We start from the raw sequence: 12886 nt of genomic DNA, 5'->3' as shown, positions 1-12886 counted from the left end.
GTTTTATTAGAAGGGTTTATGGATGTTATAAAATCTGATACAGCAGGTTTGAAAAATGTTGTTGCGACGATGGGAACTCAATTGTCAGATGACCACATAACATTTATACGTAAATTGACTTCAAATATAACGTTAATGTTTGACGGTGATTTTGCAGGTAGTGAAGCGACACTTAAAACAGGACAACATTTGTTACAACAGGGGTTAAATGTTTTTGTAATTCAGTTGCCTTCAGGAATGGATCCGGACGAATATATTGGGAAATATGGTGACGAAGCTTTCAACACTTTTGTTAAAAATGATAAAAAATCATTTGCACATTATAAAGTAGGAATATTGAAAGATGAAATTGCACATAATGACCTTTCATATGAACGTTATTTAAAAGAAATAAGTCACGATATTTCACTTATGAAATCTTCAATTTTACAACAAAAAGCATTAAATGATGTTGCACCATACTTCAATATTAATCCTGAACAATTAGCAAATGAAATTCAATTTAACCAATCACCTGCAAATTATTTTCCAGAAGATGATTATGGTGGTTATATAGAACCCGAACCGCTTGGTATAGCCCAATTTGATAATTTAAATCGGCATGAAAAAGCAGAACGTGCTTTTCTCAAACATTTAATGCGCGATAAAGATACTTTTTTAAATTATTATCAAAGTGTTGATAAAGACAACTTTACGAATCAGCACTTTAAATACGTATTTAATATTTTGCATGATTTTTATGCAGAAAATGACCAATATAATATTAGCGATGCAGTACAATATGTAGATTCTAATGAGCTCAGGGAAACACTTATAAGCTTGGAACAATATAGTTTAAATGATGAACCGTATGAACATGAAATTGATGATTACGTCAATGTAATAAATGAAAACGGTCAAGAGACGGTTGAATCACTAAATCATAAATTAAGGGAAGCAACTAGAATAGGTGATATTGAATTACAAAAATACTACCTGCAACAAATAGTTGCTAAAAATAAAGAACGAATGTAATGTATTTTAAGTTGGTAAGTTGAAACATGATTATGTCAAAATGTATAAGGGTAAATAATAGTTACCTTATTGAAACAACAAAATTGAAAAATTATTATAAGGATTAGTTCCAAATTGTAAAATAAAATTAAAAATATGGATGAATTAATTAAGAATTTGGTTTAAAATAGCAATATTGAATAAATTTCGAATGTTCATATTTAAAATCGGGAGGCCGTTTCATGTCTGATAACACAGTTAAAATTAAAAAACAAACAATTGATCCGACATTAACTTTAGAAGATGTTAAGAAGCAATTAATTGAAAAAGGTAAAAAAGAGGGTCATTTAAGCCATGAAGAAATTGCTGAAAAGCTTCAGAATTTCGATATAGACTCAGATCAAATGGATGATTTCTTTGATCAATTAAATGATAATGATATTTCATTAGTGAATGAAAAAGATAGTTCAGATACTGACGAGAAACTTAATCCAAGTGATCTTAGTGCTCCTCCAGGTGTTAAAATAAATGACCCAGTTCGTATGTATCTTAAAGAAATTGGTCGTGTAAATTTATTAAGTGCACAAGAAGAAATTGAATTAGCTAAGCGTATTGAACAAGGTGACGAAGTAGCAAAATCACGACTTGCAGAAGCTAACTTAAGATTAGTTGTAAGTATTGCTAAAAGATATGTAGGTCGAGGTATGTTATTCCTTGATTTAATTCAAGAAGGGAATATGGGTCTTATTAAAGCGGTTGAAAAATTTGACTTTAATAAAGGTTTTAAGTTCTCAACTTATGCGACATGGTGGATTCGACAAGCTATCACTCGCGCAATTGCTGACCAAGCACGTACAATTCGTATCCCAGTTCACATGGTCGAAACAATTAACAAATTAATACGTGTGCAACGTCAACTTTTACAAGATTTAGGTCGAGATCCAGCACCTGAAGAAATTGGTGAAGAAATGGACTTACCAGCTGAAAAAGTTCGTGAAATTTTAAAAATTGCACAAGAGCCAGTTTCTCTAGAAACACCAATTGGTGAGGAAGATGACAGTCATTTAGGTGACTTTATTGAAGACCAGGAAGCGCAAAGTCCATCAGACCATGCGGCGTATGAATTGTTGAAAGAACAATTAGAAGATGTGCTTGATACATTAACAGATAGAGAAGAAAATGTATTACGTCTAAGATTTGGTCTAGATGATGGTAGAACAAGAACACTTGAAGAAGTAGGTAAAGTTTTCGGTGTAACACGTGAACGTATCCGTCAAATTGAAGCAAAAGCACTTAGAAAATTAAGACATCCAAGTCGTAGTAAACGATTGAAAGACTTTATGGATTAATTTATAGCAATTTGATATTTAATACAAGGACATGAATTAGTGCTTAAAAACTTTAATTAATATTTATCATAAGTGAGGTTGGTACATTGAATAATGTGCAACCTCATTTTTACATAAAGGAGATTACAATGATTTCGTTAAATGAGCGATTGACGACAGTAAGTAAATTTTTAAAACAAGGTACAATTGTTGATATAGGTTCTGATCATGCATATTTACCGATTTTTGCAATTCAAAATCGTTTATGTGAGAGTGGTGTTGCTGGAGAAGTAATCAAGGGACCTTTTCAAGCAGCAGTTAAAAATGTAGCTGCAAATCAACTAGCTAATAAAATCGATGTTCGTTTAGGTGATGGACTAAGTGTCATTCACTCTGAAGATATAGTTGATAATATAACAATTTGTGGAATGGGTGGCCCACTAATTGCTAAAATATTAACAGAGGGTCAACAAAAATTAATTCAACATCCAAGATTGATTTTACAAAGTAATATTCAAACTGAAAATTTACGAAATACATTACAACAATTGAAATATGAAATTATTGATGAAATAATTATGGAAGAAAAAGGGCATGTTTATGAAATTATTGTATCTGAATATAATGAACAACTAAAAGATTTATCGACAAATGAATTAAAATTTGGGCCTAAGTTACTAGTTGAAAAAAATGAGTGTTTTATAAAAAAATGGCAAAGAGAGCTAGAGGCATTATATCAAATTAAATCAAAATTAAATAAAGAGCAACATCATGCACGATTAGCTCAAATTACTGAAGAAATTGCAGTAATTGAAAGGGTGTTATAGTAATGAAAATAGCTGATTTAATGACATTATTAGATAAGCATGTTCCATTCGAAACTGCTGAATCTTGGGATAATGTAGGATTGTTAATTGGAGATAGTGACGCTGAAGTTACAGGCATTTTGACTGCACTAGATTGTACGTTAGAAGTTGTAAATGAATCAATAGATAAGGGTTATAATACGATTATTAGTCATCATCCTTTAATATTTAAGGGCCTAACAACGTTAAAAGCTGAAGGATATGGTTTAATAATTAGAAAATTAATCCAACATGATATTAATTTAATTGCGATGCACACAAACTTGGATGTTAATCCAAATGGTGTCAATGTTATGTTAGCAAAAGCAATAGGGTTAAAACATATTTCTGTGATCAATAACCAACAAGAAAATTACTATAAAGTTCAAACGTATATTCCTAAGGAAAGTGTGCGGAATTTTAAAAATAAATTAAGTGAAAATGGTTTAGCTCAAGAAGGAAATTACGAATACTGTTTTTTCGAAAGTGAAGGACAAGGTCAATTTAAACCTGTTGGTGGGGCAAATCCAACAATAGGTAAAATAAACAATATTGAATATGTGGATGAAATTAAAGTTGAATTTATGATATCAGCAAATCAAAAGCTACTGACTGAAAATTTGATAAAGCAACATCATCCATACGAAACGCCGGTTTATGATTTTATAGAAATGACAAAATCATCACAGTTTGGCTTAGGTGTTATTGCAGAATTAGAAAATGAAATGACAATCGCAAATTTTGCTGCTGAAGTTAAGTTGAAATTGAACATCCCGAGTGTGCGCTTTGTAGGTCGACCTAATCAAAAAGTTAAACGTATTGCAATGATTGGTGGGTCTGGTATAGGATATGAATATCAAGCAGCTCAACAAGGAGCAGATATTTTTGTCACTGGTGATATTAAACATCATGATGCTTTGGATGCGAAGACTCAAGGAGTCAACTTATTAGATATTAATCATTATAGTGAGTATGTTATGAAAGAAGGTTTAAAAGTATTACTTCTCAAATGGCTGCCTACTATTAATGTAGATATAAATGTTGAAACATCAACAATTAATACAGATCCATTTCAATATATTTAAGCTAAAATCTCGGAATTTCTAAATTTTGAAATTTCGAGGTTTTAATATTTTTATTTAAAATAGCACATTTATACTTTATAATAGTAAAGATGAACATATAAGGAGGCCAAATCATGGCAAAACATCCATTTGAACAATTTAATCTAGAACCTAGTTTAATTGACGCTGTGAAAGACCTTAATTTTGAAAAGCCAACTGAAATTCAGAATCGAATTATTCCAAGAATATTAAAGAGAACTAATTTAATTGGTCAATCTCAAACAGGTACAGGAAAATCTCATGCATTTTTATTACCATTAATGCAGTTAATTGATAGCGAAATTAAAGAACCACAAGCAATCGTAGTTGCACCAACAAGAGAACTCGCACAACAATTACACGATGCTGCGAATCATTTAAGTCAATTTAAAAGTGATGTATCAGTAAAATTATTCATTGGTGGTACAGATATAGAAAAAGATAAACAACGTTGTAGCACACAACCACAATTAATTATTGGTACACCAACAAGAATTAATGACTTAGCAAAAACGGGACATTTACATGTTCACTTAGCATCATATTTAATAATTGATGAAGCTGATCTTATGATCGACTTAGGATTAATAGAAGATGTAGACTATATTGCTTCAAGACTTGAAGATAATGCGAATATCGCAGTGTTTAGTGCGACAATTCCGCAACAATTACAACCATTTTTAAATAAATATTTAAGTCATCCTGAATTTGTAGCTGTTGACAGTAAAAAGCAAAATAAAAAAAACATTGAATTCTTTTTAATTCCAACAAAGGGTGCTGCAAAAGTTGAAAAAACTTTAAATTTAATTGATATATTAAATTCATACTTATGTATTATTTTCTGTAATAGCAGAGATAATGCTAATGATTTAGCGCGTTCTTTAAATGAAGCAGGTATTAAAGTTGGAATGATTCACGGTGGTTTGACACCACGTGAGCGTAAACAGCAAATGAAACGTATTCGTAATTTAGAATTCCAATATGTTATTGCGAGTGATTTAGCATCAAGAGGTATTGATATTGAAGGTGTTAGTCATGTAATTAATTTCGACGTGCCAAATGATATTGATTTCTTTACGCATAGAGTTGGTAGAACAGGTCGTGGTAACTATAAAGGTGTAGCAATCACGCTATATAGTCCAGACGAAGAGCCAAATATTTCATTAATAGAAGACCGTGGTTTTGTTTTCAATACTGTTGATATCAAAGATGGTGAGTTAAAAGAAACTAAAGCACATAATCAGCGTCAAGCTAGAATGCGTAAAGATGACCATTTAACAAATCAAGTAAAAAATAAAGTAAGAAGTAAAATTAAAAATAAAGTTAAACCGGGATATAAAAAGAAATTTAAGCAAGAAGTTGAAAAAATGAAGCGTCAAGAACGTAAACAATTTAGTAAACAACAGAGTAGACAAAAGCGTAAACAAAACAAAAAAGGTTAGGTGTATTTAATGTTAATAGGATCACATGTTTCAATGAGTGGGAAAAAGATGTTAGAAGGTTCTGCATTAGAAGCGCATGATTATGGGGAAACAACATTTATGATATATACAGGTGCGCCACAAAATACGCGCCGTAAGAGCATTGAAGATTTAAATATTACTAAAGGTCATGAAGTAATGGAAAAATATGGCTTGTCTAATATTGTTGTTCATGCACCTTACATTATTAATATTGCAAATACAACTAAACCAGAAACATTTAATCTTGGTGTAGATTTCTTACAACAAGAAATTGAAAGAACACAAGCTATAGGTGCAAAAGATATTGTGTTACATCCAGGTGCACACGTTGGTGCTGGTGTTGATGCTGGAATTACCAAAATAATCGAAGGATTAAATGAAGTATTAACAAATGACAATAACGTTCGTATCGCACTTGAAACAATGGCAGGTAAAGGGACAGAGATAGGTCGTTCATTTGAAGAATTAGCACGAATCATTGATGGTGTACATAACAACGAACGATTATCAGTATGTTTTGATACATGTCATACACATGATGCTGGATATAATGTCAAAGAAGATTTTGATGGGGTATTAAACGAATTTGATAAAATTATTGGTGTAGATAGAATTAAAGTTGTACACGTAAATGATTCTAAAAATGAGCGTGGTGCTCAAAAAGACCGACATGAAAATATTGGTTTCGGATATATTGGTTTTGATGCATTAAATTATATCGTCCATCATGATAGTTTTAAAGACATACCAAAAATCTTAGAAACACCTTATGTTGGTGAAGATAAAAAAAATAAAAAACCACCTTATAAATTAGAAATTGAAATGTTAAAACAACAACAATTTGATCCAGAACTTAAAAATAAAGTAATGGAACAATAAATTGATAATGCTCCTTTCAAGTGGATTGTAAACTATAACTTGAAAGGGGCATGTCTCTTTATTATGTATAAATACCAGTCGGAAACATTACTGTTTACATATGTTACTATGAGTTGTATAGTTAAATGCGAGGTGAGAATACGATGACACCAGTCTTTGAATTGAAAAATGTCAATTATAATTACGATCATAAAAAGGTGTTAGAAAATATTAACATCAAAATAAATAAAGGTGAATTTTTAGCAATAGTTGGGCCTAATGGTGCTGGTAAATCAACTTTACTTAAATTGATATTAGGTTTGCTACCTCTACAAAATGGCGAAATAATTGTGGAAGGTGAAAATTTCAAAAATAAAAAAACATCTATTAAATTAAGTTATGTTTCACAAAAAGCAAATGCATTTAATTCTGGTTTTCCAGGTAGTGTTAAAGAAGTTGTTTTAAGTGGTTTAACTAAAACCAAAAGACTGTTTCAAACATTTAATAACGATGATAATGAAAAAGTAATAAAAGTACTTGAGAGGCTGAACATAGATGATTTGATTCATAAAAACATAGCAGAATTATCTGGAGGGCAGCAACAACGTGTGATGATTGCACGTGCATTAATTTCTGAGCCCTCGGTACTAGTTTTAGATGAACCAACGAATGGTATTGATGCAAAACATGTAAATGAATTTTATAATACGTTAGATCAATTAAAACAAGAAGGAATTACTATTATTTTAGTTACACATGATATTGGAGTGGTAGCAGATACAGCAACAGAAGTTGCATGTTTAAACAAGCATTTACATTTTCATGGTACAACAGATGAATTTAAATCACTTGATGAAGTAGAAATTTCAAAAATTTATGGACATCCTGTACGTTTTGTTGATCATCAACATAATCGAGAATGTTGTAATTAATAAATTATGATTTTAATTAAAATGGAAAGGCGTGTCAAAATTGATAGATGCATTACTAAATTTTGATTTTATGAGGTACTCTTTAATAAGTGGTATCTTAATAGGTTTTATTGCGCCTTTAATTGGTGCTTTTATTGTTGTAAGACGACTTTCACTTATTGCTGATGCATTAAGCCATGTAACATTAGGTGGTATTTCATTTGGTATGTTTTTATTAACTGTAATGCCGACACTTGTTTTTATTAATCCGATGTGGTTTGGTATATTATTTGCAATTGTTGGGGCATTGTTAATTGAAAAATTAAGAACGTCATACTCAGCATACCAAGAAATAGCAATTCCAATTATTATGAGTGCTGGTATTGCATTAAGTGCAATTTTTATATCATTAGCTGATGGATTTAATCAAGAAATTGTAGGGTTGTTGTTTGGTTCTATTAGTGCAGTGAATATAAGTGATTTAACAACGATTATCACCATTGCAATTATCGTTGTTCTGTTTATCATTCTGTTCTACAAAGAACTGTTTATATTGTCATTTGATGAAGAGTACAGTAAAGTCATCGGTATTCCAAAATGGATTCAATTTTTATTTATTGTAATCGTAGCAATGGTTATTTCAGCCTCAATGCGCGTAGTAGGGATATTATTAGTTAGTGCGTTAATCACATTGCCAATTGCTATTAGTATGAGATTAACTAAAAGTTTTAAACAATTGATATTACTGAGTGTTTTTTTAGGAGAATTATCAGTTATTTTAGGTTTAGTCCTAGCGTTTTATATGGATATCTCTCCGGGTGGGGTAATTGTAGTATTACTTGTCATTATACTCATGATTACAATGGCTTATCAGAAAATGCGAATGAAGTTTAAAAAGGGAGCTAATATCAATGAATACAAATGATGCTATTAAAATATTAAAAAAGAACGGTTTAAAATATACAGATAAACGTAAAGATATGTTAGATATTTTCGTTGAAGAAGATAAATATATTAATGCTAAGTATATACAACAAGTTATGGATGAAAATTATCCAGGTATTTCATTTGATACGATTTACAGAAATCTACATTTGTTTAAAGATTTAGGGATAATCGAAAATACAGAACTTGATGGTGAAATGAAATTTAGAATTGCGTGTACAAAACACCACCATCATCATTTTATTTGTGAAAAATGTGGAGATACAAAAGTGATAGATTATTGTCCTATTGACCAAATAAAATTATCACTACCAGGTGTTAATATTCACAAACATAAACTTGAAGTTTATGGTATATGTGAAACTTGCCAAGATTAATATTAAAAATGAGATTTATGTACATTTGGTCAGATAAATGCATAAATCTCATTTTTTATTTTTATTGGAAAAGGTATAGATATTTTAAAATCATACTCCGTTCGTATGATTTATAGTAATTACGTTAACTTTTTTGAAGTAAAATGTTTAATTATTTTTGTTTTGAGTTATATTAAATAAGTAGACAAAATAGCAAGTGGACAAATATAAGCAAATTCTTTGTTGTAGCACGTTCTGCTTGTTATTATTTACTTACAGACATTTTAGGAGGATGATTATTTATGGCTTTTGAATTACCAAAATTACCATACGCATTTGATGCATTAGAACCACATTTTGACAAAGAAACTATGGAAATTCACCATGACAGACATCATAACACTTATGTTACGAAATTAAATGCAGCAGTCGAAGGTACAGATTTAGAATCTAAATCTATCGAAGAAATCGTTGCTAATTTAGACAGTGTACCAGCTAATATTCAAACAGCTGTACGTAACAACGGTGGTGGACATTTAAACCATTCATTATTCTGGGAATTACTATCACCAAACTCAGAAGAAAAAGGTACTGTAGTAGAAAAAATTAAAGAACAATGGGGTTCTTTAGATGAATTTAAAAAAGAATTTGCTGACAAAGCAGCTGCACGCTTTGGCTCAGGTTGGGCTTGGTTAGTAGTTAACAATGGCCAGTTAGAAATCGTTACTACACCAAACCAAGATAACCCATTAACAGAAGGTAAAACACCGATTTTAGGTTTAGACGTATGGGAACACGCTTATTACCTAAAATATCAAAACAAACGTCCTGATTATATTGGTGCATTTTGGAATGTTGTTAACTGGGAAAAAGTTGACGAATTATACAATGCTGCAAAATAATTAGTAATAACTCCTTCGGTCTCTTGAATGAGACCGTTATTTTTTTGTCAAAAAGATAGAAATAATTTTGAAATTCATATATCATTTAAAGTGAAAGACTTTGAATAGAGGTAGGTAGTTTTGTTAAAAAGGCTAAAAGAAAAATCAAATGATGAAATCGTTCAAAATACAATTAATAAAAGAATCAATTTTATATTTGGTGTGATTGTATTTATTTTTGCAGTACTCGTACTACGCTTAGGTTATTTACAAATTGCACAAGGTACTCATTATAAACAAATCATTAAAAATGATGAAAATATTACTGTAAATGAGTCTGTGCCAAGAGGTCGTATTTTAGATAGAAACGGGAAAGTTTTAGTAGATAATGCGTCAAAAATGGCTATTACATATACTCGCGGTCGTAAAACAACGCAATCAGAAATGTTAGACACGGCCGAAAAGTTATCAAAGCTTATTAAGATGGACACAAAGAAAATTACAGAAAGAGATAAAAAAGACTTTTGGATTCAATTACATCCTAAAAAAGCTAAGTCACTGATGGCAAAAGAACAATCAATGCTAGTAGATGGTAGTATTAAGCAAGACCAATATGATAAACAACTTTTGTCAAAAATTGGAAAATCACAACTTAATGAACTGTCTTCTAAGGATTTACAAGTGTTAGCAATTTATCGTGAGATGAATGCAGGAACTGTATTAGATCCACAAATGATAAAAAATGAAGATGTTAGTGAAAAAGAATATGCGGCGGTTTCACAACAACTTTCAAAGTTACCAGGAGTAAACACTGCAATGGATTGGGATAGAAAGTATCCATATGGAGATACATTAAGAGGTATATTTGGGGATGTTTCTACACCATCAGAAGGTATTCCAAAAGAATTAACGGAACAATATTTATCTAAAGGCTATTCTCGAAATGATCGTGTTGGAAAATCATATTTAGAATATCAGTATGAAGATGTGTTACGTGGTAAGAAAAAAGAGATGAAATATACAACAGATAAATCTGGCAAAGTGACATCATCTGAAGTGGTAAATCCAGGTGCTCGTGGGCAAGACTTAAAACTAACAATAGATATTGATTTACAAAAAGAGGTAGAAGCACTACTCGACAAGCAAATTAAGAAGCTGCGAAGTCAAGGTGCTAAAGATATGGATAATGCTATGATAGTTGTTCAGAATCCTAAAAATGGGGATATACTTGCTTTAGCAGGAAAACAAATTAACAAAAATGGTAAAATGACTGATTATGATATTGGTACATTTACATCACAATTTGCAGTTGGTTCATCAGTAAAGGGTGGCACATTACTAGCTGGTTATCAAAATAAGGCGATTAAAGTTGGAGAGACAATGGTCGATGAACCTTTACATTTCCAAGGTGGTTTGACTAAACGATCTTACTTTAATAAAAACGGTCATGTTTCAATTAATGATAAACAAGCATTAATGCATTCATCTAACGTATATATGTTTAAAACAGCTCTGAAGTTAGCTGGTGATCCATATTATTCTGGCATGCCTTTACCTTCAGATATAAGTTCTCCTGCACAGAAATTAAGAAAAGGACTTAATCAAGTTGGTTTAGGTGTAAAAACAGGCATCGATTTACCAAATGAGACACGCGGTCAAATTGAGCCATTAACTAATAATCCAGGTAATTATCTTGATTTATCAATTGGTCAGTATGATACTTATACACCATTACAGTTGGCGCAATATATTTCGACGATTGCAAATGATGGATATCGAATTCAACCGCATATCGGTTTAACAATTCATGAATCGACTAATAAAGATGAAGTTGGTCCACTTAAAAAGAAAATCACTGGAACTGTATTGAATAAAGTTAATAATACTGAAAAAGAAATCAAACAAGTTCAAGAAGGTTTTAAAATGGCGTTTAATGAAAAAGATGGTACAGGTTATGTAAGTTTTAAAGATACTGTTGTACCATCTGCTGGTAAAACTGGTACGGCTGAGGTATTCCAAAATGGCGAACCTAGAGTTAACTCAACATATATTGGATATGCTCCGATTGATGATCCGAAACTAGCATTTTCAATTGTCTATACAAATCAACCAGTACCACCACCATGGTTAACTGGTGGAGACCTAGGTAGAGATGTCATTAATTATTATTTCAAACAACTAGGTAAAGATGATAAAGACAAAGATAAATAAAGTTTAATGTCTACTAGAAGCATATGGTTGTAAAATTTTAACTTTGCAAATAATATAGATGTTGGTATAATAATAAAGTCGTATTTAGAAATGATAAGGAGGAAGAACCATGCGCGTAAACGTAACATTAGCTTGTACGGAATGTGGTGACAGAAACTACATTACAACTAAAAATAAAAGAAATAATCCAGAACGTGTTGAAATGAAAAAATTCTGTTCACGTGAAAACAAACAAACTTTACACCGTGAAACTAAATAATCATTGAAATTTAAATAACAATAAAAAGGTGAAATCTCAATTAAACGAGATTTCACCTTTTTATTTGTATTTTGTGACAAGGTACTAGATTATTTAAATGAATTATCGCATAAATCAATAGGGCAACTTAATGACATGAATAGCTATAAACGATATAATAGTATTGAATAAAGTGGGTGATAATGTGACTAAAAAAGAGATTAGACAAACAATTTTACATAAAATGAAAAACTTTAATAAAAGTGAAAAGCAAAAGGCTGACAAATGGCTAGCTAATAAATTTTTTGAAACTAGTGAATATAAAGAGGCAATTACAATTGCATTGTTTCTTTCATTCAAACATGAGGTAGATACTTTTTCAATCATTTCACATGCATTGAATCAACGTAAACGAGTTTTTGTACCAGAAATGGATTATTTAAATCGTCAAATGACTTTTAAAGAAATATTTAATCTAGACGACATTGAAGTTGATAACAAGGGGATTTATTTTTCGACTTCAGAAGGTGAAATTACAAACGCTTTGGATTTAGTTGTTGTGCCAGGTGTTGGTTTTCAAAATGATGGATATAGAATAGGATACGGCGGTGGCTATTATGATAAATTTTTAGCCGAATACCGGACGAAGACAATCAGCTTACTATACGATTTTCAATTAACATCTTTTGAATCAGAATCATTTGATCAAGCAGTCGATAAACTGATTATATATAAATCAGCATAGTGGAGGACT

Annotated in this window: 13 protein-coding genes; all 13 read left to right on the top strand. The window is 30.9% G+C overall.

The window, feature by feature from the left end:
- Positions 1 to 1014 (top strand): toprim domain-containing protein (locus CD116_RS13940; RefSeq protein WP_240625121.1); only part of this gene is annotated, 1014 nt, incomplete at its 5' end.
- A 221-nt stretch (positions 1015 to 1235) separates the two neighbouring features.
- Positions 1236 to 2342 carry an RNA polymerase sigma factor RpoD gene (gene rpoD / locus CD116_RS08395; RefSeq protein WP_001283055.1) on the top strand — a complete coding sequence of 369 codons (1107 nt, stop codon included), beginning with the start codon at positions 1236 to 1238 and terminating at the stop codon, positions 2340 to 2342.
- Between the two features lie 128 nt (positions 2343 to 2470).
- Positions 2471 to 3148: a tRNA (adenine(22)-N(1))-methyltransferase gene (locus tag CD116_RS08390; protein ID WP_047549173.1), complete on the top strand. Its 678-nt coding sequence runs from the start codon at positions 2471 to 2473 to the stop codon at positions 3146 to 3148.
- 2 nt (positions 3149 to 3150) lie between these two features.
- Positions 3151 to 4251 (top strand): Nif3-like dinuclear metal center hexameric protein, encoded by a 1101-nt coding sequence (locus CD116_RS08385; RefSeq protein ID WP_047549176.1) that lies wholly within the window; start codon positions 3151 to 3153, stop codon positions 4249 to 4251.
- Positions 4252 to 4364: 113 nt separating this feature from the next.
- Positions 4365 to 5711 carry a DEAD/DEAH box helicase gene (locus CD116_RS08380; protein ID WP_047549179.1) on the top strand — a complete coding sequence of 449 codons (1347 nt, stop codon included), beginning with the start codon at positions 4365 to 4367 and terminating at the stop codon, positions 5709 to 5711.
- 9 nt (positions 5712 to 5720) lie between these two features.
- Positions 5721 to 6611: a deoxyribonuclease IV gene (locus CD116_RS08375; RefSeq protein ID WP_047530122.1), complete on the top strand. Its 891-nt coding sequence runs from the start codon at positions 5721 to 5723 to the stop codon at positions 6609 to 6611.
- A 125-nt stretch (positions 6612 to 6736) separates the two neighbouring features.
- Positions 6737 to 7522, top strand: a complete 786-nt coding sequence (locus tag CD116_RS08370) for a metal ABC transporter ATP-binding protein (RefSeq protein WP_047549182.1) — start codon at positions 6737 to 6739, stop codon at positions 7520 to 7522.
- 40 nt (positions 7523 to 7562) lie between these two features.
- Entirely contained in the window at positions 7563 to 8426 is an 864-nt protein-coding gene (locus CD116_RS08365) for a metal ABC transporter permease (RefSeq protein ID WP_047530126.1), read from the top strand.
- Positions 8413 to 8823, top strand: coding sequence for a Fur family transcriptional regulator (locus tag CD116_RS08360; RefSeq protein ID WP_047549185.1), 411 nt, complete (start codon positions 8413 to 8415; stop codon positions 8821 to 8823). Before CD116_RS08365 ends, CD116_RS08360 begins: the two co-directional genes overlap by 14 nt.
- 281 nt (positions 8824 to 9104) lie before the next feature.
- Positions 9105 to 9704 (top strand): superoxide dismutase, encoded by a 600-nt coding sequence (locus tag CD116_RS08355; protein WP_047425726.1) that lies wholly within the window; start codon positions 9105 to 9107, stop codon positions 9702 to 9704.
- A 120-nt stretch (positions 9705 to 9824) separates the two neighbouring features.
- A complete protein-coding gene (locus CD116_RS08350; RefSeq protein WP_047549188.1) occupies positions 9825 to 11894 on the top strand; it encodes a peptidoglycan D,D-transpeptidase FtsI family protein in 2070 nt (689 codons plus the stop codon).
- A 109-nt stretch (positions 11895 to 12003) separates the two neighbouring features.
- Positions 12004 to 12153: a 50S ribosomal protein L33 gene (rpmG, locus tag CD116_RS08345; protein WP_001265709.1), complete on the top strand. Its 150-nt coding sequence runs from the start codon at positions 12004 to 12006 to the stop codon at positions 12151 to 12153.
- Between the two features lie 184 nt (positions 12154 to 12337).
- Positions 12338 to 12877 (top strand): 5-formyltetrahydrofolate cyclo-ligase, encoded by a 540-nt coding sequence (locus CD116_RS08340; RefSeq protein ID WP_047549191.1) that lies wholly within the window; start codon positions 12338 to 12340, stop codon positions 12875 to 12877.
- The last annotated feature ends 9 nt before the right edge of the window (positions 12878 to 12886 follow it).

The sequence above is a fragment of the Staphylococcus schweitzeri genome, assembly GCF_002902405.1.
Taxonomy (GTDB): Bacteria; Bacillota; Bacilli; order Staphylococcales; family Staphylococcaceae; genus Staphylococcus; species Staphylococcus schweitzeri.
The sequence above is the reverse complement of the archived record's forward strand: the minus strand, read 5'-3'. Positions and strand labels throughout refer to the sequence as shown.